Origin of the sequence: Dethiobacter alkaliphilus AHT 1, from assembly GCF_000174415.1 — a bacterium.
Lineage (GTDB): Bacteria > Bacillota > Dethiobacteria > Dethiobacterales > Dethiobacteraceae > Dethiobacter > Dethiobacter alkaliphilus.
Genome location: NZ_ACJM01000006.1, coordinates 1 through 20,913, shown reverse-complemented (window position 1 = coordinate 20,913; position 20,913 = coordinate 1). Strand labels below are relative to the sequence as shown.

Sequence of the window (20,913 nt, the reverse complement as noted above, 5' to 3'; positions counted from 1 at the left end):
GGATTAGATGCGTGTTCTGTTTACCGGTGGAGGCACCGGAGGTCATATTTATCCCGCCCTTGCGTTGGCACGGTATCTTTCGGGCCATGCCGGGGCGGAGATTTTGTTTGTGGGAACGGCCCACGGCATGGAAAGCGAAATAGTGCCGGCCGCCGGTTTCCCTCTGGAAAAGATTGCAGTGGTAGGGCTGCAAAGACGTCTTTCCCTGCAAACTGGACGAGCCTTGTACCTGGCTGCCTCCAGTGTGGGGGCGGCAAAACGGATTATTAAAAACTTTCGTCCGGATGTGGTGGTTGGTACCGGTGGCTATGTGGCGGGACCGGTGGTTCTGGCTGCCCGCATGTCCGGGATTCCCACCGTTATTCATGAACAAAACGCCATTCCCGGCTTAACCAATGTTCTTCTTTCCCGGTTTGCCACCCGGGTCTGCCTGAGCTTTGCCGGCAGTGAGTCCTATTTCCCGCGGCCGGAGCGCACCGTGCTTACCGGTAATCCCCGGGCCACCGAAGCGGTGACAGCCAGTGGGGCGGAAGCAGACGATGTGGCGCTTTTGCCCGATGTGCCGGTGCTGCTCTGTGTGGGAGGAAGTCACGGGGCGCTGAAGCTAAATGAGGCTTTTAGTGCCAGTGTGAAGCAGGTTCTGGCCGGCTGCGACGCGCAGATTGTCTATGTAACCGGCAGGCGCTACTTTCCTGAGATTGAAGAAAAGCTGCAGAGCGTGGCAAAGAGTTATCCTGACAGGCTGCATCTATTGCCCTATCATCCGGCCCTGCCTGCTTTAATGGGCAAAACCAATCTGATGGTGAGCCGGGCTGGAGCAACCACGCTGGCAGAAATTACTGCTTTGGGAGTGCCTTCGGTCCTTGTTCCTTCTCCCAATGTGACAAACAACCATCAGGAGCATAATGCCCGGGCGCTGTCCGACAATGGTGCTGCGGTATTGCTGCGGGAAAGTGAGCTTAGTGAGCCGAACCTTACAGAATTATTAATTACACTGCTCACCAAAAAAGAAAAACTTGCGCAAATGCAGGATGCCTGCCGCTCTCTGGGCGTGGTTGACGCCGCAGAACGGATGTCCAAGGTGATTGGTGAAATAATTTCTGAATAACACACAACCGCACCCTTTGCATACTATAAAATACGGCAAAGGGTAGCGCAGGAGGTTTTATGAAAGACATTGCCCAAAGGTTGGCCGCAGAAATTACGGGGGATGTAAAAACCGCAGAACCAATGTCTAAGCACACAACTTTCAAAATCGGCGGTCCTGCTGATTTGTTTGTGGAGCCCCAGACAACGGAGGATTTAATCAGGTCCCTTGAATTTCTGCGCGGGCAAAGTATCCCCGTATTTGTGATGGGTAATGGTTCTAATCTTTTGGTCAGTGACAGCGGATACCGGGGTGCGGTTATTCGTCTGGCGGGAGAATTTTTGCGCACAGACTATGGACCCACCACAGTTGACGCAGGAGCAGCCGTTTCTCTGCCAAAGCTGGCCAGGGAAGCCAGTGCACGCGGTCTTGGCGGCTTGGAGTTTGCCGCCGGTATCCCCGCCACCATTGGCGGGGCGCTAATGATGAATGCCGGTGCCCACGGCTGTGAAATCGGTGGTGTGATTGCCGAAGCTGAGATTCTGGATACAGACTTGAAGGTTCACACTTTAAGGCACAAAGATCTTGGCCTGTCCTACCGCAGAAGCAATTTAGCCCCGGGGGCGGTGGTCTGCCGTGTGAGGCTGGAGCTGGAACCGGGAGAATCGGAAGCACTGTTGGCCAAATGCCACCACAATTTGCAGGTTCGTCGTGAACGCCAACCCCGCTTACCCAATGCCGGTAGTATTTTTAAGAACCCGCCGGAGGATGCAGCAGGCCGTTTGATTGATGCGGCCGGGCTAAAAGGCCGCCGGGCGGGTGGAGCGATGATCTCCGAAGTTCATGCTAATTTCATTGTCAACTGCGGCAATGCCACAGCGGAGGACGTGTGTACTCTGATTAACATGGCAAAAACCGCAGTGGCAGAGCAGTTTGGCATGGAACTCAAACTGGAGGTTCGGCTGCTCGGCTACTAACGGAAGGTGGGAGTATGGAGAAATACTTAATTCGCGGAGGAAACCGCCTGGAAGGCAATGTCCGTATCGGGGGAGCTAAGAACTCGGTTTTGCCTATACTCGCCGCTGTCCTGCTTAACAACAGCAGCGAAGAAACGATCCTGACCAATGTGCCGCGCATTAACGATGTGGTGAAAATGGTAGAGATTCTGGTCAGTTTAGGAGCGGAAGTTAACTGGAGCGGCAGCGATATGGCCATTTCCACCAAGAATGTACATAGTTACATGGTGGATGAAAAACTTATGCGGGAAATGCGCTCCACCGTATTTTTGATGGGTGCGCTGTTGGGCCGTTGTGGCCAGGTCAGTATCTCCCGCCCCGGCGGGTGTGCCATCGGCAACCGCCCCATAGAGCTGCACCTTAAAGGGCTGGAAGCATTGGGCGCTCAGATCCGGCCAACGGAGCAAGGATATCTCTTTGCCAGCTGTTCCCGTCTCACCGGCGCCGATATCCATCTGGACTATCCCAGCGTGGGCGCCACTGAAAACATCATGCTGGCCGCCGTGTATGCACGTGGAGTGACCACCATCAACAACGCCGCCAAGGAGCCGGAAATTGTTGATTTACAAAACTTCCTCAATAAAATGGGCGCCCGTATCCGCGGTGCCGGGACAGATCAGATCCGCATAGAAGGGGTAACACAGCTGCACAGTGTGGAGCATCGTGTGATGCCCGACAGAATAGTGGCGGGTACCATGATGCTGGCTGCGGCAGCCACCGGTGGCAATGTGACGCTGGAAGGCGTTATTGCCGGCCATCTTGATGCGGTCATTGCCAAAATGCGGGAGGCAGAAATTCAGATCAGAGAAGATAATGACCGGATTCATGTTCTGTCACCCCGTCGTCCCAAAGCAGTGGAAGTGGTGCGTACCTTGCCCTACCCCGGCTTCCCCACGGATTTACAGGCGCAGATGATGGCGGTATTGACCTGTGCCTCAGGCAGCAGTATGGTTGTGGAAAATGTCTTTGAGTCACGGTTTAAGCACGTGGGTGAGCTCTTGCGGATGGGTGCCAATATTGTGGTAACCTCAGATAACCGCACCGCCATTGTGCATGGTGTAAAAAAGCTGACCGGAGCCACCGTAGCTGCCACTGATTTAAGGGCCGGCGCGGCGCTGGTGTTGGCAGGACTTGGCGCTGAAGGGGAGACCCGGGTTGAGGAGCTGCAGCATATTTCCCGGGGATATGAAAATCTGGACGGCGACCTCATCCGACTTGGTGCAAACATTAAACGGATTGTTGAATAAAGCGGGCCACTTATGCCCGCTTCAACTCCGTGTTACTTGGAGGACGTATTGTAATGGACAAGCAGCTGCGCAAGAGACGGACTTTTAATGCAAAACAGGCCGTCTCGCCGGAAAAGGTGAAAAAAGTCAGACGCCGCCTCCTTGGTTTTTTGCTCTTATTAATGATGATCTGGTTAATTTTAGGTTTTGTGCGCTCCGATTTTTTTCAGCTGGAGGAGATTATTATTTCCGGCAACACCCATACCACTGAGTCGGAAATCCGGGATGCTCTGGTTGTGGCCGAAGGGATCAATATCTGGCAGCTTAATCCTGCCCGGCTGCAGGAAAAGGTGGCGGCCATCCCCCGTATTGCCGAAGCTGAGGTCTCCCGCAGGCTGCCCCGCGGTCTGGAGGTGGACATCCTGGAAAAGGAAGCCATGGCCCTTGTCCCCTATCGGGATTATCTGCTGGAAATCGGCTATGACGGCATGGTGCTGGGCACCACACAGGATCCCAAAGATTACGGGCGCCCGCTTCTAACCGGGTTGGGCCCGGTGGAGCTTGCTGTGGGAAATGAGTTATTGTCGGACTCTAAGCTGGAAGCAACGGCGGAAGTGATGAGGTCCATGGAAGAGGAAGCAATTGCCCTCTCCGAAGTGAATCTGGGTGATGAGGAAAACGTTGTGGTGGTTACGCTGGACGGCATGACCGTTTGGCTGGGCCGCGGTGAATTTTCACAAAAGGCCAGCCTGCTCAAAGAAATAATGGGACAATTGCCTGTTGATCCGGCGGAAGGATATCTGGACTTGCGAGTGACACGGGCCCCAAACTTCCATGTTTTGGATGATGACAAAACACAAAAAAACAATTAGAGTAAAAAAAGGGAAATGGTAAGATACGTTGAATTAAGAAATAATGTGAACAACACGGGCGAGGGGGTGCAGTCGTGGTAAAAAGGAATCTGGTCTGCGGCATGGATATCGGCACGTCACACGTCCGTTCCATTGTCGGAGAAATAAATAATGATGGCACAATAAATATTATCGGAGTAGGGACAAGCCCGTCGGACGGCCTGAAGAAGGGTGTAATTGTTGATCTGGACAAAACGGTGGATGCAATTACGCAGGCTGTGGAAGAAGCGGAACGAATGGTGGGGACTACCATTCCCTCTGCTTTTCTGGGCATTGTGGGCTCTCAGGTAGGCCTGGTAAATAACCGTGGTGTGGTGGCTGTTTCCGCAGAAGATAAGGAAATCACCGAAGATGATGTGGAACGGGTGCTGCAGGCGGCGCGGGTCATTGCCCTGCCTCCGGATCGGGAAATAATTGATGTTATTCCACGGGAATTTATCGTGGATGGATATGATGGTATCCGTGACCCGGTGGGCATGGTGGGAGTTCGCCTGGAGGTGGACGCCATGATTATCACCGGCATGGTCACCTCTATTCGTAATTTGGTCCGCTGTGTGGAACGTGCCGGACTGGAGATTGACGGCATGGTACTCAATTCCCTGGCCAATTCGGAAATAGCACTTTCCCGGGATGAAAAGGAACTGGGCACGGTGCTCATTGATATCGGCGGCGGTACCACGGAAGTCTCTGTTTTTCAAAACGGACACATCAAAGATATTGCCGTTCTTCCGGTGGGCGGAGATTACATAACCAACGATATAGCCGTAGGGCTGAGAACATCTATAGAAACTGCAGAAAAGTTAAAACGGGAACATGGTGTGGCGCTTCCCTCAATGGCTGCTGAAGGGGACTCCATCAATCTGCCTATGCTGGCCGGCAAGGAACCCCAAACCATAAAGGCTCAGGAATTAGCCATGATTATTGAACCCCGTTTGGTGGAAATGCTGCAGTTGGCGGCGCAGGAACTGAATAAAATGGGTTTCCGTGAGCCTCTGCCGGCAGGTGTGGTGCTTACCGGAGGCGTGTCCATGATGCCGGGCCTGGTGGATTTGGCCGAACAGATATTTGACTCTTCGGTGCGGATTGCCCAGCCGGCCTATGTGGGTGTAAAAAGCCCCATCTATTCTACTGCGGTGGGAATTATTCATTATGTGCAGCATGCGCATATGTTTACACCTAAGGAGTACCGGGGAGGACGCGTTGCGCTGCCGGGAATCTTTAACAAAGTTAAATCCTGGTTTGTGGAAATGTTTGACTAATTGTATGAGGAAGGGGAGACTTTTCGGTGATCGAGTTTGATATTGAGATGGAGCAATTTGCCCAGATAAAAGTCATTGGTGTGGGCGGGGGTGGCAGTAACGCCGTTAACCGCATGATTGCCGCCGGTCTGCGCGGTGTGGAATTTATATCCGTAAATACAGATGCACAGGCCCTGTACTTGGCCGACTCCGAATGTAAGCTGCAAATCGGCGAAAAGCTGACCAAAGGCCTGGGAGCCGGTGCTAATCCGGAAATCGGACATCAGGCAGCAGAAGAAAGCAGAGACGAAATAATGCAGGCGCTAAAAGGCGCCGATATGGTATTTGTCACCGCCGGCATGGGCGGCGGAACGGGAACCGGGGCCGCTCCGGTTATTGCCGAAGTTGCCCGGGAACTGGGAGCCCTGACCGTGGGGGTGGTTACCAAGCCGTTCACCTTTGAGGGTCGGCGCCGTTCCTCTTCTGCCGACAAGGGCATTATTGAGCTAAAAGATAAAGTGGATACCTTAATTACCATTCCCAATGACCGCCTGCTGCAGGTGGTGGAAAAGCGTACTCCCATTCTGGAGGCGTTTCGCATTGCCGATGACGTTCTCCGGCAGGGCGTGCAGGGTATTTCCGATTTGATTGCGGTACCGGGCCTTATTAACCTGGACTTTGCCGATGTGAAGACCATTATGAAGGAAACCGGTGCGGCGCTGATGGGAATTGGCGTGGGCAACGGCGACAACCGTACCGTGGAAGCGGCTAAAGCGGCCATTGCCAGCCCGCTTCTTGAAACATCCATTGACGGCGCCCGCGGCGTGCTCTTAAATATCACCGGCGGATCCGACCTGGGCCTCTTTGAGGTAAACGAAGCAGCCGACATTGTGGCCGAAGCGGCGGACCCCGATGCCAATATCATCTTCGGTGCGGTCATCGACGAAGCTCTGCAGGATGAAGTGCGCGTCACCGTAATTGCCACCGGTTTCGACCATCAGGTCTCCGAGCGCAAGCAAATGATCGAAGAACTCACCCAAAAGTCTTTCTCCTCCGACGACCTTGATATACCCGCTTTTCTCCGCCGCAAACGGAGCTAAGCTAAGCAAAATTAACCAAAACCAGACAAAGGAACCCTTTGTCTGGTTTTTTTATGGACAGAGGGACCCTCTGCGAGGACAGGCAGGTTTATTTGTCCATACATAAAATGTAAGTTCAGTATGCCATTTTCCCGGTACCGAATAAATTGTAAAACTTTTAGTTTTAAAAAGGATATTTGGGGCTGTTAGCGAATAATTATAGAACTGGTAGTGTTACCGAAAAAATATTGGTAATACGATTTATTTTTGCCATTGCTGTGTTACTAATAGATAAATAGTAACACTTGGGCGGAGGAGAGGGACAACATGTTGAAAAGACGAGGGTTTGTACTGGTGTTGTTGGTTGTTTTGGTTGCTTTGGTGGCATCCGGGTGTGGGCAGCCGCAGAATAATGGCGCCGATGCTGAATTTGAGCAGAGTGACCAGTTGGTGTTAGCTATTGGCGGTGAACCGGATGATGGTTTTGATCCCACTATTGGGTGGGGGCGTTACGGCTCCCCGCTGTTTCAAAGCACCCTTTTGCGTCGTGATGATGATTTAAACGTGGAAAACGACCTGGCAACAGATTATGAAGTTAGTGAGGATGGGCTGGTGTGGACTGTAAGTATTCGGGATGATGTGGTGTTCTCCGATGGGGAGCCGCTAACTGCCGATGATGTGGTTTATACCTTCCTGACCGCCAAAGAGAGCGGCTCGGTGGTGGACTTAAATGTCCTTTCAGATGCGGTGGCGCTTGATGAGACAACGGTGGAATTTACTTTGACGCGCCCCCAGTCTACCTTTATTAATAACCTGATTACCACAGGAATTGTGCCGGCGCACGCACACGGTGCCGGATATGCTGAAGACCCGGTGGGGTCCGGGCCCTATAAATTTGTGCAGTGGGACCGCGGGCAGCAGCTGATTGTGGAGGCCAACCCGGAGTATTATGGACAAAAGCCTTATTTCCAAAAGATTACATTCCTGTTTTTGTCTGAAGATGGCGCTTTTGCTGCCGCCAATGCGGGCGATTTGGACCTGGTTGCTGTTCCCGCTGCCTTAGCACAGCAGAATGTGACAGGTATGAGCCTGAAGGCCATCGAAAGTATTGATAACCGTGGCATCATGTTTCCCTTTGTGGAAGCGGGCGGCCAGACCGATGACGGGTATCCTGTGGGCAATGATGTGACTGCGGATTTAGCCCTGCGCCAGGCCATCAATGTGGCGGTGGACCGGCAGGCTTTGGTGGATGGCGTATTAAACGGTTTTGGCACACCGGCCTATTCGGCCAGTGACGGTATGCCCTGGTGGAATCCGGACACTGTGTTTGCCGACGGAGATTTTGACGCGGCGCGGGACATCCTGGAAGAGGGCGGCTGGACTGAAGTGGACGGAATCTGGCAAAAAGGGGAACTGACAGCTGAGTTTAGCCTGTATTATCCCGCCTCTGACCAGGTTCGCCAGTCTCTTGCCATTGCTGTGGCCGATATGTTAAAGCCTTTGGGCATCAATATTATAGTGGAAGGTAAAAGTTGGGATGAGATTCAGGCCAATATGTACTCCAATGCGGTAATGTTTGGCTGGGGCAGCCATGACCCGCAGGAGCTTTACAATCTCTACAGCAGCCAAACCGCAGGGATTGGCTGGTATAACACCGGTTATTACAGTAACGAAAAGGTTGATGAGTATATGGAGTTGGCTCTGGCTGCCACCACTGTGGAAGAAGCTATGAATTACTGGCAGTTGGCACAGTGGGACGGGGAAACCGGCTTAAGCGCCTTAGGCGATGCTCCCTGGGCCTGGCTTGTTAACCTGCAGCATACCTACTTGGTCCGCGAGGGCCTAAATATCGGCCGGCAGCGTATTCACCCTCACGGGCACGGCTGGCCTGTAACCGACAATATTGTGGACTGGCGCTGGGACGACTAAGTCAAAGGGGCAATACAATTGCGTACTAAAAAACTGCTTAAGTTTTTTGCCTACAAAGGAATAAAGTTTCTCACACTTCTTACCGCTCTGTGCGTACTATCGTTTCTGCTTGTTCACTATTCGCCGGTTGATCCGGTCCGCGCCTATGTGGGTGCCGATATGATGCGGGTCGGGCCGGAGCAGCAGGCGCAAATTGTGGAATACTGGGGACTGGATCAACCGCCCCTGGTTCAGTTTGGCCGCTGGGCCCAGGCTGTGATGCGGGGTGATCTGGGCACCTCCATGATTTTTCGCCGCCCGGTGGTGGATGTGATCCGGGAGAGGTTCTTTGCCTCCATGATGTTAATGGGTGTGGCCTGGATCCTCTCGGGTATACTGGGCTTTGCCTTGGGAATTTGGGCTGCCATGAAACAGGGTACCTGGATAGATAAAATTATCAAGTGGTACTGTCTCACACTGGCCTCCACGCCCACATTTTGGCTTGGGCTTTTGTTTCTGATAATTTTTGCTGTTAACTTGGGCTGGTTTCCGGTGGGCCTGGGTGTGCCCGCCGGGGTGCTGGCAGAACAGGTCACCCTGGCAAACAGGCTGTATCATTTGATCTTGCCTGCACTGACCTTAAGTCTCTTTGGCGTGGCCAATCTGGCGCTGCATACCAGACAGAAAATGGTGGATGTTCTCTCCAGTGACTATGTGCTTTTTGCCCGGGCCCGGGGAGAGGGCAGCATGGGCCTTTTATGGCGGCACGGTTTGAGGAATGTGGCTTTGCCGGCAATTACACTGCAATTTGCAGTTTTTAGTGAGCTGTTTGGCGGCTCTGTTTTAGCAGAGCAGGTATTTTCTTATCCCGGACTGGGGCAGGCCACGGTGGAAGCAGGTTTGCGTGGAGATGTGCCGCTGCTGTTAGGTATTGTGATCTTCTCCGCCTTGTTTGTCTTCACCGGTAATTTAGTGGCCGATTTGCTCTATCAGGTGGTTGATCCGCGAATCCGGCTAAGAGGAGGGTCTGCATGAGTGCCATACATGTGCTGAGAACAAACATAAAACGGGTAAGGCCCAGTATGAACCGTCGGCAGCGCACTCTTTTGGTGACCGGCTTTGCCGCCTCCTTTTTGCTGGCCATTGTGGCCGGAGGCTTTCTTATAAGTGATGTGGGCCTGGCCACAAACTTTGATGCCCGTAATTTAGCCCCTTCCCTTAGCCACCCGTTCGGTACAGACTGGATGGGGCGGGATATGTTTACCCGCACCATTAAAGGGCTGATGCTTAGCATGGGGGTAGGAATGCTGGCCACATCGGTCAGTGTTTTAATCGCCCTGGTGTTGGGTATGGCTTCGGCTACGCTGGGTAAAGTGGTGGATGCTGCTGTTACCTGGCTTGTGGACCTGTTTCTCGGCGTCCCCCATCTGGTGGCTCTCATTCTCATTTCCTTTGCTTTGGGAGGAGGGGCCCGGGGAGTTATTATCGGGGTGGCGCTAACACACTGGCCCAGCTTAACCAGGGTAATCCGGGCCGAGGTGATGCAGATCCGCTCTGCTGAATTTGTGCAGGTATCCGGCAGCTTGGGGCGTTCCCGTTGGTGGATAGCCACCCGCCATATTCTTCCCCATTTAGTACCCCAGTTCTTTGTGGGGATGATTTTACTGTTTCCCCACGCCGTGCTTCATGAGGCCGCCGTTACTTTTTTGGGCTTTGGCCTCTCACCGCATCAGCCGGCCATTGGCGTGATTCTCTCAGAATCCATGCGTTATTTATCCACCGGTATGTGGTGGTTGGCTTTTTTCCCAGGGCTTGCCCTGTTGATAATGGTGCGTATCTTTGATATTTTAGGCGACAATTTGCGGATGCTGGTTGATCCGCACAGTGCGCATGAATAAAGCAAGAAGGGAGTGCATCAGATGAGCCCCGCCTTACCCCTGAAAAAAAGAGCGCCGGAATTTGCTGACAAGGAAGAGGTTTTTGCTGGCGCCTCCACCGCCGGGGATAAACCGGTCCTGGAGGTAAAGGACCTTTCCGTATCATTTGTGCAGTATGCCGGGGGCCTGCGCCAGACAAACCTGAAAGTAATCAGCGGACTGGATGTGTCCATAAAAAAGGGAGAGGTGCTGGCAGTGGTAGGCTCCAGCGGTTCGGGCAAGAGCCTGCTGGCCCATGCCATCCTTGGTATCCTGCCCAAAAACGCCAAAGTAAGCGGCACCATGCACTACGGAGGTGAAGCTTTAACTCCCAGGCGCCAGGCCAAGCTGCGCGGCCGGGAAATAGCCATCATCCCGCAGTCTGTAAACTACCTTGATCCCTTAATGCGGGTAGGCCCGCAGGTGGGTATCTCTGTGCACAACGGCGATAAAAATGCAATTGTACGCCAGGTATTTGCCCGCTATGGCCTGGAGAAAAAAGTAGAGGATTTGTATCCCTTCCAACTCTCCGGAGGTATGGCACGCCGTGTGCTGGTTTCCACCGCCGTGGTCAGCGGTGCCCGACTGGTAATAGCTGATGAGCCCACCCCGGGCCTGCATCCGGCGGTGGTGGCTGAAGCTTTGGGGCATTTGCGTCAATTAGCAGACGAGGGTTGTGCGGTGATGCTTATTACCCATGACATCACCTCTGCTTTGCAGATGGCTGACCGTATTGCCGTTTTTTATGCCGGCAGTACGGTGGAGACAGCACCGTCTGTTGACTTTTACGGTAAAGGCCAGGCGCTGCGCCACCCTTACAGTAAAGCACTGTGGCAGGCACTGCCGCAAAATGATTTCAAACCCATTGCCGGTTTCCAACCCACTCCGGGCAACCTGCCTTCAGGATGTTTGTTTGCTCCCCGCTGCGAACATAAAACACCGGAGTGTGAAGCAGAGCGTCCTCCGGCACGTCTCCTGCGCGGTGGGAATGTGAGGTGTATCCATGCTACTTGAAGCCAAAAACATCGGCTTTCGCTACGGCGAGGGCCCCTGGGTCCTGCGGGGTGTCTCCCTCTCCCTAAAACCAGGGGAAGTGGTGGGCTTATCCGGCCACAGCGGCTGCGGAAAGACCACCCTGGCCCGTGTTCTGGCCGGGTATGAGCCGCCATTGGAAGGCAGTGTGACCCTTGACGGTAAACCGCTGCCTAAAAAAGGCTACAATCCGGTGCAGCTGGTCTTTCAGCATCCGGAGAAAGCGGTAAATGACCGGTGGCGCATGGAATACACCCTGCGGGAAAACAGGTGGTACCAACAAAAGGTACTCACCCCTTTGGGGATTGAGCCGGACTGGCTGACCCGCTGGCCCAAAGAGCTCTCCGGCGGTGAACTGCAGCGCTTTTGCGTGGCCCGGGCTCTTGGACCCCAGACCCGTTTTCTTATCGCCGATGAGATGACCACCATGCTTGATGCCATAACCCAGGCGCAGATCTGGCATGTGGTGCTGGACGCCGTTAAAGAGCAAAACCTGGGGGTTTTGGTGGTCAGCCACGAACAGACCCTGCTGGAACGTTTATGCAGCCGGGTTATCGACCTGGAGGCTTTTCGTGATCATTCAACAAAACACCACCATCCAAGCGATGTCTGCTGTCAGTAGCGGACATCGCTTTTTTCATTCCAGTGGAGAAGACTCCCACTTCTTTTAGTGAGAGATGCAAACACCTGAAGATTCCTGCTTAGGTTGACATAAAGTGTGGACAAATAAACCTGTCCCTCTGTCCACGGGTCTCCCCCCCCCTTCAGAAAATCTTGATTCGACACAAGGTTGTGACAAATTTTACAGGAGTAGTTTAGTATAATCAGTCATAGATGCATATGGGCCTGCATATAATTTAGCGGTTTGTCCAAATTGCCGGGCAGGTGAGAAGATGTATATTGAAGACCTCCTGGCCTTAAATTTTATGATGAACACAGCCCTGCTTTATCTGACAGCACGTCTTACAGGCAGGGAGCTGAAAATGTTCCGACTGGCGTCGGGAGGGTTTTTGGCGGCGTTGTACAGTCTGGTAATATTTTTACCGGTGGCTTATTTTGTCTTTTCCTGGGTTGGAAAAGTTGTGGCCAGTGTGCTGATTGTGGCCTTTACTTTCCGCCCCGGGCGAATCATGGAGCTGCTCAGGCTGTGCGGAGCATTTTTTCTGGCATCATTTTTTTTGGCTGGAACTGTATTTGCACTATACTTTTTTGGCAGTACACCGGCAGTGGTACAGGGCGGAGTGTTTTATATCACACCGCCCCGTCCCGGCATGCTCTTTACCGGTGTACTAATCGCATTTATCCTGATGGTAGGTGTCTGGCACTTCAGTGAACGGCAGCGGCGTAACAAAGGTTTGCGTTACCGCCTGACGCTTCGCAGCGGGAACCGCCGGGCCACCGCCCGGGCGCTGGTGGATACGGGAAACCAATTGCGCGATCCGGTTTCCGGCCGTCCCCTCAATGTGGCCAGTTTCCGTGCCATCCGTGACCTCTTGCCACAGGCTTTGCAGGAGGCATATCTGGCAGGAGAAGACCCGGTCTGTGCCTTAGGTGAATTGTCCGGCGATGAGGCGGAAAGGTTTGGCGTTGTGCCTTTTCGCTCTCTGGAGAATTCGGGAATGCTGGTTACCTTTCGCCCCGACGCGGTGACTGTGGAGGAGGGAGCCACATGTGGCGAGCTTTCCGGGTTGGCCTTTGCCATCACTGCCAAAGGGCTGTCTTTGGACAATGACGCGGAAATTTTGCTTCATCCATCTGTTTTAGAAAATATAGGAGGTGTGGGTGTTTGAAGGTACTGTCCCACTGGAGGTTGAGGCTGCGTTTACTTATCATCCGGTCCATGCGGCGTTTGGGGATAGAGTTTCTGCCGGAAGTCTATTATGTTGGCAGTTCGGAAACACTGCCTCCCCCGCTGTCGCAGGACGAGGAAGGGTTTTTGCTGGAAAAACTGAAAACAGGGGATTATGCCGTTAAGGCGGTTTTGATTGAGCGCAATCTTCGCCTGGTGGTTTATATTGCCAGAAAGTTTGAAAATACCGGTATTCTTATTGATGATCTGGTTTCTATCGGAACCATCGGACTTATTAAAGCGGTGAATACATTTGACCCGCACAAGAATATTAAGCTGGCCACTTATGCTTCCAAATGTATTGAAAATGAAATATTAATGTTTTTACGCAGGAATAATAAAGTAAAGGCGGAAGTTTCCTTTGATGAGCCGCTGAATGTGGATTGGGACGGTAATGAGCTGCTGCTCTCCGATGTGCTGGGTACGGAAAATGACCTGGTTATTAAAGGTATTGAAGCGGAAGTGGAGCGCAAACTTTTATACAACGCCATTGAAAAACTAAACCGTCGGGAAAAAAGGATTATGGAATTGCGCTTCGGGCTGTTGGGCCAGGAGGAGAAAACGCAAAAAGAAGTGGCGGTGATGCTTGGCATCTCACAGTCCTACATTTCCCGCCTGGAAAAACGGATTATTAAAAGGTTACAAAAGGAAATCCGCAAGCTGGAGTAAATGCAACAGTTGGCAGGGCGGACAATCATTAGCTGTATAAAAACCCCGGCTCAGGAAATAATGCAGAATATAGGGGACGCGGAATTTTGTTCCTTGCATTATGATCTGGGAGGGGACGGCGTGATTAACAAAGTAGAAATTTGTGGTGTCAACACTGCCAAATTGCCGGTCTTAAAAAACGATGAAATGCGTCGCCTGTTTGCCCGACTTCGTGAGGGAGATGAATCTGCCCGGGAAAAGCTGGTCAATGGAAACCTGCGTCTTGTACTCAGTGTGATTCAGCGTTTTAATAACCGGGGAGAATATGTTGATGATCTCTTTCAGGTAGGGTGCATCGGGCTGATTAAAGCTATTGATAATTTTGATTTGGGTCAGAATGTTAAATTTTCAACTTACGCCGTGCCAATGATTATCGGTGAAATCCGGCGTTACCTGCGGGACAATAATCCCATCCGGGTATCCCGTTCTTTGCGGGACATTGCCTACAAGGTTCTGCAGGTGCGGGATTCTTTAGCCAACCGTTTTGCCCGTGAGCCAACCATCAGCGAGATTGCCAAAGAGCTAAATCTCAAGCGGGAAGATATCGTCTTTGCCTTAGATGCCATCCAGGAGCCGGTGTCGCTCTTTGAGCCCATCTACCATGATGGTGGAGATCCCATCTTTGTCATGGATCAGATTTCCGATGATAAAAACCATGATAATAAGTGGTTGGAAGTACTGGCTATAAACGAGGCCCTGCATAAATTAAATGAACGGGAAAAACTGATTCTAACGCTTCGGTTTTACCGTGGCAAGACACAGATGGAAGTGGCCGATGAGATCGGCATTTCACAGGCCCAGGTTTCCCGCCTGGAAAAAGCGGCGCTAAGTCATTTACGCAAACATGTACAGTAAGGAGGTGGGGAAGGTGCACAAGAAAAGAATAATCACCTCAGGGGCCGGCCTGTTGATGATGCTTGCACTGTTAACCGTGTTCCTGTCTCCCGCCGGTGAAACAGTCCAGGCGTTTAACAAAACCAACCTGATTCGGGTAGCGGAAGTACATGAAGTGGACGGCGAATTCCTGTTTAGGCGGGTTGCTCCGGTATACGATTTTCATCCTTAAAGCTAAGACAAGAAAAGCGCGCTCTTTCGGTTTCCTCAGCGCGCGCTTTTCAGTATACATTAGCAGCTTCGCTATCTGCGAAGCGTTATAATTCTGGCAGTACAAGAAAGGCAGCGAAGGCTGTCTTTTTTTTTGCCTGTTTTTGTCCTGCCGGACAAACTGTTTATCATATACTGTAGGAAAAGGGAAAAGAGCGAGGTGCAGCATGATTAAAATTTCCGATCTGAGGAACAGAGATGTGGTAAATGTGGTAGACGGAAAACGGCTGGGCGTAATCTGTGATTTGGATCTGGATCTGGAACAGGGACGGATCTGCGCCATTATTGTTCCCGGAGGTTCAAAATTTTTTAGCTTTTTTAGTGGGGGGCAGGACTACGTGATCCCCTGGGAAAACATAATAAAAATCGGTGTTGATACCATTTTGGTGGAGCTGGCCGTCCCGTCATATCGCAGCCGATAACCCTTTGACATACCATATCTGGTGTTGTATAATTATACCAACACTAGATATGGTGTTCATTTGAAAGGGGGTTGTTTTTAATGAAATGCCCTTACTGCGGCTGTGTGGAAAGCCGGGTTATCGATTCCCGTTCCACCGATGAGGGGGGCGCAATTCGCAGGCGCCGCGAATGTACGGTGTGTGAAAAACGGTTTACCACGTACGAAAAAGTGGACGAGACCCCGGTGATTGTGGTGAAACGTGACGGCAGCAGACAGATGTTTGACAGGACCAAAATTTTAAACGGCCTGATTTATGCCGGTGGCAAGCGCAAAATCCCGTTGGAAGTTTTTGAGAATCTGGTGGATGATTTGGAAAGGGAGTTGCGCAGTGCCAACAATCATGAAGTTTCCTCGGATGAAGTGGGGCAGCGTGTATTGGCCAAGCTTCGCGACATAGACGAGGTGGCTTATGTGCGCTTTGCGTCGGTGTACTACAAGTTCAGAGATATTGATGATTTCAGAAAAGCCTTGGCGGAGATGCCCTGATAAAGACAAAAGGGCTCAGTTTTCCATTGAATGGACCAAGCAGAATTAAGTGACCTAAGAACCGGAGGGAAAGCAAAACATGTTTATCGAGATTAAAAAGCGTGACGGACGGGTTGTGCCGTTTGATGCAGAAAAAATTACCGATGCTATTTTAAAGGCTGCCAAGGCTGTGGGCGGGGAGAACAAAAAGATTGCCGTGAGCCTGACAAATCAGGTAGTTTCCGAGTTGACCAAGATGGGTTACAACGGTATTATCCCTGCTGTTGAAGATGTGCAGGATACGGTGGAAAAAGTTCTGATTGAAAACGGACATGCCCGCACTGCCAAAGCATACATACTTTATCGACACAGACGCAGCCGTATCCGTGAAGGCAAATCCGATCTGATGGATTCGGTTAAAGACATTCTGGTGGAAACCAGCCGGGAGAATGCCAATGTTTCCAATTCCCCGTCCGCCAAGATGCTGCAGATTGCCAGTGCCGCCAGTAAGCGCTACTATCTGACCAATTTACTGCCCGAAGATTTTGCTCAGGCGCATACAAGCGGTGCTTTTCACATTCACGACCTGGATTATTACGGCAAAACGCTAAACTGTCTGCAAATTGACTTAACCCGCATGTTAACGGAAGGGTTTAATACAGGGTACGGTTTTATCCGTCCACCCAAGCGGGTAGCGTCTGCTGCGGCACAGGCGGCCATTATTTTGCAGAGTAACCAAAACGATATGTTTGGCGGCCAGAGCTTTCCCCATTTTGACCGCTCTATGTCGGATATAATCGCCACCATGCCCTCCGAACCTTCGGAAGAAGAAGTGTTTCAGGCCATGGAAGGTTTGGTTTATAACTTAAATACCATGCATTCCCGTGCCGGTGCCCAGGTTCCTTTCTCCTCTCTTAATGTGGGCACCGATACTTCAAAGATGGGCCGGGCTGTGACCCGTTCCATTCTGCGGGCCTTTGAACGGGGTCTGGGTAACGGTGAGAGCCCCATTTTCCCCAACCTGGTGTTTAGAACTAAAAAAGGTGTTAACCTGGAGCCCGGTGATCCCAACTACGATTTGTTCCAGCATGCGCTGAAAGTGGCAGCCAAAAGGCTCAACCCCACCTTCAGCTTCATGGATACCACCTTTAACAGTAAGTTCGGCGATGAAGTGGCTTATATGGGCTGCCGGACCCGGGTTATTGCCAACCGCCACGGCGAGGAGGTTTCGGTGGGACGCGGCAATATCGCCCCTGTTTCCCTGAACTTACCGCGGCTTGCTTTGCAGACCCGGGATGTGAACCTGTTTTTTGTGGAGCTGGACAGGCTGCTGCGTCTGTCTGCCCGGCAGCTTTTGCACCGCTTTGAAATTTTAGGCAACCTGCGCGTGCGTGATTTGCCGTTCTTAATGGGACAGAAGCTCTATATGGGTTCGGCGGAGCTGGCTCCCGATGATACCATTAAGGAGGCCATCAAAAACGGCACGCTGACGGTGGGCTTTATCGGGCTGGCGGAAACGCTGCAAACTCTGATTGGTAAACATCATGGCGAGGACCGGGAAGCTCAGGAGCTGGGACTGAAAATTGTTTCCCATATGGCCAAACGTATGGAGCAGTTTTCCGATGAGTTCGACCTGAACTTTACCCTGGTGGCCACGCCGGCAGAAGGCCTCTCCGGCCGCTTTATCCGCATGGACCGTGATATTTACGGAGCCATTCCCAATGTGACCGATAAGGAATATTACACAAATTCCGTCCATGTGCCGGTAAATTACCGCATGTCGCTGGCAGAAAAGCTGGCAGTGGAAGGTGAATACCATAAATACTGTAACGCCGGGCATATTGCCTATGTGGAACTGGAATCACCGCCGGGGGAAAACTTTGAGGCGGTGGAGGAAATCGTGCGTATTATGTCTGACTCCGATGTGGGCTATGGCGGCATCAATTATCCCATCGATGAGTGCCGCAGCTGCGGGTACAGCGGCATTATGCACGACTGCTGCCCCGGATGCGGAGGAGTTGATGTGCGCCGTATCCGCCGGATTACCGGTTATCTTTCCACCGAAGAACGGTTCAACGGCGCCAAACAGGCGGAGCTGCGTGACCGCAAACCGCACTGCTAGGCGGTTGCGGTATGCAGCATGGTGAATATAATGATTCAGGGGGTGACGGTGTGAAGCTGAAACTGGCAGGTGTACAAAATAACAGTGTGGTGGACGGTCCCGGTCTGCGTACAGTTATCTTTACTCAGGGGTGCCCCCATCACTGCCCGGGCTGTCACAACCCCCAGACGCTGGATCCTGCCGGCGGCCGGTGGGAGGATGTGTCTGACCTGATGGCAGACATTTGTGCCGATACCGGTGTGCGCGGCGTCACCTTTTCCGGCGGAGAACCCTTTGCCCAGGCCCGGGCTTTGGCGCAGTTGGCGGCGGGTCTGAAGACCAGAAAGATGCACATTATGGTTTATAGCGGATATACCTTTGAAGAACTGCAAAGAAAAGCCATAAGCGATTCGGCGGTGGCAGCTTTGTTGTCCCTCACCGATTTGCTCATTGACGGACCGTTTATACTGGCACAGCGCGACTTATCCCTGCTGTACCGCGGCTCGCACAATCAACGTATCATTGATGTGCAGGCTACATTGGAAGAGGGGCGTGTGATTCTCTCTCCCCTTCATTTCCGTGGCCAGGAGCAGGCCTATGCTTAGTGAAGAGATTCGGGAAACCGGCGGCATCCGCTATCTTGTCTTTAATAATCTGACAGAAAGCGGAGTGCTGCACGGTTTTACCCTGCGCAGCGGCGGTGTTAGCCCTCAGCCCTTCGATACACTGAACATGGGACTGCACGTAGGGGACCCCCCTGCCGCTGTCCTGGAAAACCGCAGGCGTCTGGCCGCAGCCCTGGGATATAAAAATGAAATGGTCACAACGGCCCAGCAGGTGCACACCACCAATGTTGTCCGGGTTACGCCAAAGCTATCCGGGCGGGGAAGTCTAAGTTATGAAGATGCTTTTCCCCGGACCGACGGACTGCTCTGCACCGAACCCAACATCGTTTTAATGTCCCATTGTGCCGACTGTACACTGCTTTTTTTCTACGACCCCAAGGCCCGCTGCATCGGCCTGGCCCATGCCGGCTGGCGCGGTGCGGTGGCGGGTATGGGGCCTGTAATGGTGGAGGCCATGGAAGAGGCGGGCTGCCGGAGGGAAAATATCCGCGCCGCCCTTTCACCCTGCATCAGGCCCTGTTGTTACCGCGTGGGCGATAACGTGGCAGAAGAAATTGAACCCGGCATGCGCCCTCATGTGCTGACAAAGCGTGAAGGCGAGCTTTATTTTGATTTGCCGGGCCTGCAGGCACGGCAGCTTGTTGGGGCAGGCATCAGTGAGCATAATCTGATACAAAGTGAATACTGTACCAATTGTAATTCAAACATATTTTTCTCCTACCGGGCGTCCGGGGGGAAAACCGGCCGCATGGCCGGTGTGATGTCCATTGTGGAGTAGGTGAGCTAATGCGTAAAAGAAGGCCCTTTGCAGTAATTTCCGGTAAGCAGAAAAAAAAGAGTTCCGGGGAAAAAATCGTCTACATACTGCTGATGTTGGCTTTAGGCCTGTTGGTATTGCAGGTTACTTACTCCCTGGGCCGCAGTGTATTTGCCTCCCTGTTTGTGGATACCGTAACCAGTGAAAACAGTGTGTTGGAGCATACTGTAAGCGCCAGTGGTGTGCTGGTTCGTGATGAACATGTGGTGGCGGCGCCGCTGACGGGCACACTGCACTGGCTGGTGCCCCAGGGCGAGCGGGTTCCCCTGGGAGCAACGGTTGCCACCATCACCACCGCCGGCGGAATCCAGCAAAAGGTGACTGCGCCGGTCCCAGGCATGCTGATTAAGCAGTTAGACGGGCTGGAAGGAGAATTGCAGCCCAAGGCGCTGGCGGATATCAGACCGGAGAAAATAAACGATGTTAAACCGCAGCAGGCCGAATCCGGTGAGGATGTGCAGCAGGGATCCATAATTTTTAAACTGGTGGATAATTATACCTGGTACTTTGTTGCCGGGATGTCCCGCCAGGAGTATAATGATTTCAGGGAATTCTCCGCGTCAGCCCGCCTCCGTTTCAGTTTTGCTCCAAAGGAAGAGGTGCGCTCTCAGAGTGCTAAGCTCAGTGAAACCGATGAAACGGTAACGGTGGCGTTTACGCTGCAGCAGGATATTGACGGCGGTTTTACCGAGCGTTTTGCCGAGGCCGACGTCATTATGCGGGGAACAAGCGGCATCGTGCTGCCGTCTTCGGCGTTGCTTTTGCGTGGTGATGAAACGGGCGTCTATGTTGTGGAGAAGTCCGTTGTCCGCTATCGCAGTGTGGATGTCTTGGATGTGGCGGGAGACCAGGTGGTGGTAGACGGGCTCCGCCCCGGTTTTCCCATTATCACCAATCCCGGCCTGGTCAGGGAAGGACAGCGCTTATGAGTAATTTGCAACAACGAATTATAAAAGTCCAAAACAGGCTGAAGCAGGCTTCAGCAAAGGCCGGCCGCAGCGATGTCAGGCTCATTGCGGTGACAAAAACGGTCTCCCAGAGGTGGCGGGCCAGGCTCTGGAGTTGGGCCTGAACACATTCGGTGAAAAACCGCGTTCAGGAGGCTCTGCCCCAAAGTTGCCGCTTTTTCCCGGAGCCCAGTGGGCTTTTTATCGGGAAGGCTGCAAAACCAATAAAGGCCCAAGAAAGGGGTGGGGGCACTTTGCCCTGGTTCATTCGGTGGAACGGCTGGCGGCTGGTTCAGGCTTTGCAAAAAACAGGTCCCAGGGAGCAGGAAAACGGTGGTCAAGGGCTCTGATTCTGGTCAATGTGGGGGGGAGAAGGGCAAAAGGGCGGTATTTCCCCCCACCGAACTGCAGGAATTTTCT

At 52.6% G+C, this 20,913-nt stretch carries 22 protein-coding genes; all 22 read left to right on the top strand.

Annotated features, from left to right (window positions below; all coding sequences use genetic code 11):
* Positions 1 to 7 precede the first annotated feature (7 nt).
* On the top strand, positions 8 to 1,108 hold the full coding sequence (gene murG, locus DEALDRAFT_RS06640; RefSeq protein WP_008516027.1) for an undecaprenyldiphospho-muramoylpentapeptide beta-N-acetylglucosaminyltransferase: 1,101 nt from the start codon (positions 8 to 10) through the stop codon (positions 1,106 to 1,108).
* A 59-nt stretch (positions 1,109 to 1,167) separates the two neighbouring features.
* Positions 1,168 to 2,064, top strand: coding sequence for a UDP-N-acetylmuramate dehydrogenase (gene murB / locus DEALDRAFT_RS06635; protein ID WP_008516025.1), 897 nt, complete (start codon positions 1,168 to 1,170; stop codon positions 2,062 to 2,064).
* A gap of 14 nt (positions 2,065 to 2,078) precedes the next feature.
* Complete coding sequence (murA, locus tag DEALDRAFT_RS06630) at positions 2,079 to 3,350, top strand: UDP-N-acetylglucosamine 1-carboxyvinyltransferase (RefSeq protein ID WP_008516023.1); 1,272 nt, start codon at positions 2,079 to 2,081, stop codon at positions 3,348 to 3,350.
* A 53-nt stretch (positions 3,351 to 3,403) separates the two neighbouring features.
* Positions 3,404 to 4,201 carry a cell division protein FtsQ/DivIB gene (locus DEALDRAFT_RS06625; RefSeq protein WP_008516020.1) on the top strand — a complete coding sequence of 266 codons (798 nt, stop codon included), beginning with the start codon at positions 3,404 to 3,406 and terminating at the stop codon, positions 4,199 to 4,201.
* A 74-nt stretch (positions 4,202 to 4,275) separates the two neighbouring features.
* Positions 4,276 to 5,499 (top strand): cell division protein FtsA, encoded by a 1,224-nt coding sequence (gene ftsA / locus DEALDRAFT_RS06620; protein WP_008516018.1) that lies wholly within the window; start codon positions 4,276 to 4,278, stop codon positions 5,497 to 5,499.
* Positions 5,500 to 5,546: 47 nt separating this feature from the next.
* On the top strand, positions 5,547 to 6,578 hold the full coding sequence (gene ftsZ, locus DEALDRAFT_RS06615; RefSeq protein ID WP_276557945.1) for a cell division protein FtsZ: 1,032 nt from the start codon (positions 5,547 to 5,549) through the stop codon (positions 6,576 to 6,578).
* Positions 6,579 to 6,884: 306 nt separating this feature from the next.
* Positions 6,885 to 8,486, top strand: coding sequence for an ABC transporter substrate-binding protein (locus DEALDRAFT_RS06610; RefSeq protein WP_008516015.1), 1,602 nt, complete (start codon positions 6,885 to 6,887; stop codon positions 8,484 to 8,486).
* 18 nt (positions 8,487 to 8,504) lie between these two features.
* Positions 8,505 to 9,500: an ABC transporter permease gene (locus tag DEALDRAFT_RS06605; protein ID WP_008516014.1), complete on the top strand. Its 996-nt coding sequence runs from the start codon at positions 8,505 to 8,507 to the stop codon at positions 9,498 to 9,500.
* Positions 9,497 to 10,363 carry an ABC transporter permease gene (locus DEALDRAFT_RS06600; protein ID WP_008516013.1) on the top strand — a complete coding sequence of 289 codons (867 nt, stop codon included), beginning with the start codon at positions 9,497 to 9,499 and terminating at the stop codon, positions 10,361 to 10,363. The genes DEALDRAFT_RS06605 and DEALDRAFT_RS06600 overlap by 4 nt, the downstream gene beginning before the upstream one ends.
* A 21-nt stretch (positions 10,364 to 10,384) precedes the next feature.
* Positions 10,385 to 11,395, top strand: coding sequence for an ABC transporter ATP-binding protein (locus DEALDRAFT_RS06595; RefSeq protein WP_008516012.1), 1,011 nt, complete (start codon positions 10,385 to 10,387; stop codon positions 11,393 to 11,395).
* Positions 11,385 to 12,035 (top strand): ABC transporter ATP-binding protein, encoded by a 651-nt coding sequence (locus DEALDRAFT_RS06590; protein WP_008516011.1) that lies wholly within the window; start codon positions 11,385 to 11,387, stop codon positions 12,033 to 12,035. The genes DEALDRAFT_RS06595 and DEALDRAFT_RS06590 overlap by 11 nt, the downstream gene beginning before the upstream one ends.
* A gap of 271 nt (positions 12,036 to 12,306) precedes the next feature.
* Positions 12,307 to 13,203, top strand: coding sequence for a sigma-E processing peptidase SpoIIGA (locus tag DEALDRAFT_RS06585; protein ID WP_008516010.1), 897 nt, complete (start codon positions 12,307 to 12,309; stop codon positions 13,201 to 13,203).
* The gene (gene sigE, locus DEALDRAFT_RS06580) at positions 13,200 to 13,931 is read left to right on the top strand and encodes an RNA polymerase sporulation sigma factor SigE (RefSeq protein ID WP_008516009.1); all 732 of its coding nucleotides are present in this window, start codon (positions 13,200 to 13,202) and stop codon (positions 13,929 to 13,931) included. Before DEALDRAFT_RS06585 ends, sigE begins: the two co-directional genes overlap by 4 nt.
* A gap of 60 nt (positions 13,932 to 13,991) precedes the next feature.
* Positions 13,992 to 14,825, top strand: a complete 834-nt coding sequence (gene sigG / locus DEALDRAFT_RS06575; protein ID WP_008516008.1) for an RNA polymerase sporulation sigma factor SigG — start codon at positions 13,992 to 13,994, stop codon at positions 14,823 to 14,825.
* A 13-nt stretch (positions 14,826 to 14,838) separates the two neighbouring features.
* Entirely contained in the window at positions 14,839 to 15,036 is a 198-nt protein-coding gene (locus tag DEALDRAFT_RS06570) for a hypothetical protein (RefSeq protein WP_008516007.1), read from the top strand.
* A gap of 205 nt (positions 15,037 to 15,241) precedes the next feature.
* Positions 15,242 to 15,496: a YlmC/YmxH family sporulation protein gene (locus DEALDRAFT_RS06565; RefSeq protein WP_008516006.1), complete on the top strand. Its 255-nt coding sequence runs from the start codon at positions 15,242 to 15,244 to the stop codon at positions 15,494 to 15,496.
* An 80-nt stretch (positions 15,497 to 15,576) separates the two neighbouring features.
* A complete protein-coding gene (nrdR, locus tag DEALDRAFT_RS06560) occupies positions 15,577 to 16,023 on the top strand; it encodes a transcriptional regulator NrdR (RefSeq protein WP_008516005.1) in 447 nt (148 codons plus the stop codon).
* A 79-nt stretch (positions 16,024 to 16,102) separates the two neighbouring features.
* The gene (nrdD, locus tag DEALDRAFT_RS06555; protein ID WP_008516003.1) at positions 16,103 to 18,124 is read left to right on the top strand and encodes an anaerobic ribonucleoside-triphosphate reductase; all 2,022 of its coding nucleotides are present in this window, start codon (positions 16,103 to 16,105) and stop codon (positions 18,122 to 18,124) included.
* An 11-nt stretch (positions 18,125 to 18,135) separates the two neighbouring features.
* The gene (gene nrdG, locus DEALDRAFT_RS06550; protein WP_008515999.1) at positions 18,136 to 18,708 is read left to right on the top strand and encodes an anaerobic ribonucleoside-triphosphate reductase activating protein; all 573 of its coding nucleotides are present in this window, start codon (positions 18,136 to 18,138) and stop codon (positions 18,706 to 18,708) included.
* A complete protein-coding gene (gene pgeF, locus DEALDRAFT_RS06545; protein WP_008515998.1) occupies positions 18,701 to 19,507 on the top strand; it encodes a peptidoglycan editing factor PgeF in 807 nt (268 codons plus the stop codon). The genes nrdG and pgeF overlap by 8 nt, the downstream gene beginning before the upstream one ends.
* A gap of 8 nt (positions 19,508 to 19,515) precedes the next feature.
* The gene (locus DEALDRAFT_RS06540; RefSeq protein WP_008515996.1) at positions 19,516 to 20,475 is read left to right on the top strand and encodes an HlyD family efflux transporter periplasmic adaptor subunit; all 960 of its coding nucleotides are present in this window, start codon (positions 19,516 to 19,518) and stop codon (positions 20,473 to 20,475) included.
* A complete protein-coding gene (locus DEALDRAFT_RS16855) occupies positions 20,472 to 20,618 on the top strand; it encodes a hypothetical protein (RefSeq protein WP_153246590.1) in 147 nt (48 codons plus the stop codon). The genes DEALDRAFT_RS06540 and DEALDRAFT_RS16855 overlap by 4 nt, the downstream gene beginning before the upstream one ends.
* The last annotated feature ends 295 nt before the right edge of the window (positions 20,619 to 20,913 follow it).

Excerpts from the sequence above, each read along its gene's own strand:
- murG (WP_008516027.1), top strand. The coding sequence starts at position 8 with ATGCGTGTTCTGTTTACCGGTGGAGGCACCGGAGGTCATATTTATCCC.
- murB (WP_008516025.1), top strand. The coding sequence starts at position 1,168 with ATGAAAGACATTGCCCAAAGGTTGGCCGCAGAAATTACGGGGGATGTA.
- murA (WP_008516023.1), top strand. The coding sequence starts at position 2,079 with ATGGAGAAATACTTAATTCGCGGAGGAAACCGCCTGGAAGGCAATGTC.
- DEALDRAFT_RS06625 (WP_008516020.1), top strand. The coding sequence starts at position 3,404 with ATGGACAAGCAGCTGCGCAAGAGACGGACTTTTAATGCAAAACAGGCC.
- ftsZ (WP_276557945.1), top strand. The coding sequence starts at position 5,547 with ATGGAGCAATTTGCCCAGATAAAAGTCATTGGTGTGGGCGGGGGTGGC.
- DEALDRAFT_RS06610 (WP_008516015.1), top strand. The coding sequence starts at position 6,885 with ATGTTGAAAAGACGAGGGTTTGTACTGGTGTTGTTGGTTGTTTTGGTT.
- DEALDRAFT_RS06600 (WP_008516013.1), top strand. The coding sequence starts at position 9,497 with ATGAGTGCCATACATGTGCTGAGAACAAACATAAAACGGGTAAGGCCC.
- DEALDRAFT_RS06595 (WP_008516012.1), top strand. The coding sequence starts at position 10,385 with ATGAGCCCCGCCTTACCCCTGAAAAAAAGAGCGCCGGAATTTGCTGAC.
- DEALDRAFT_RS06590 (WP_008516011.1), top strand. The coding sequence starts at position 11,385 with ATGCTACTTGAAGCCAAAAACATCGGCTTTCGCTACGGCGAGGGCCCC.
- DEALDRAFT_RS06585 (WP_008516010.1), top strand. The coding sequence starts at position 12,307 with ATGTATATTGAAGACCTCCTGGCCTTAAATTTTATGATGAACACAGCC.
- sigG (WP_008516008.1), top strand. The coding sequence starts at position 13,992 with ATGCAGAATATAGGGGACGCGGAATTTTGTTCCTTGCATTATGATCTG.
- DEALDRAFT_RS06565 (WP_008516006.1), top strand. The coding sequence starts at position 15,242 with ATGATTAAAATTTCCGATCTGAGGAACAGAGATGTGGTAAATGTGGTA.
- nrdR (WP_008516005.1), top strand. The coding sequence starts at position 15,577 with ATGAAATGCCCTTACTGCGGCTGTGTGGAAAGCCGGGTTATCGATTCC.
- nrdD (WP_008516003.1), top strand. The coding sequence starts at position 16,103 with ATGTTTATCGAGATTAAAAAGCGTGACGGACGGGTTGTGCCGTTTGAT.
- nrdG (WP_008515999.1), top strand. The coding sequence starts at position 18,136 with ATGCAGCATGGTGAATATAATGATTCAGGGGGTGACGGTGTGAAGCTG.
- pgeF (WP_008515998.1), top strand. The coding sequence starts at position 18,701 with ATGCTTAGTGAAGAGATTCGGGAAACCGGCGGCATCCGCTATCTTGTC.
- DEALDRAFT_RS06540 (WP_008515996.1), top strand. The coding sequence starts at position 19,516 with ATGCGTAAAAGAAGGCCCTTTGCAGTAATTTCCGGTAAGCAGAAAAAA.
- DEALDRAFT_RS16855 (WP_153246590.1), top strand. The coding sequence starts at position 20,472 with ATGAGTAATTTGCAACAACGAATTATAAAAGTCCAAAACAGGCTGAAG.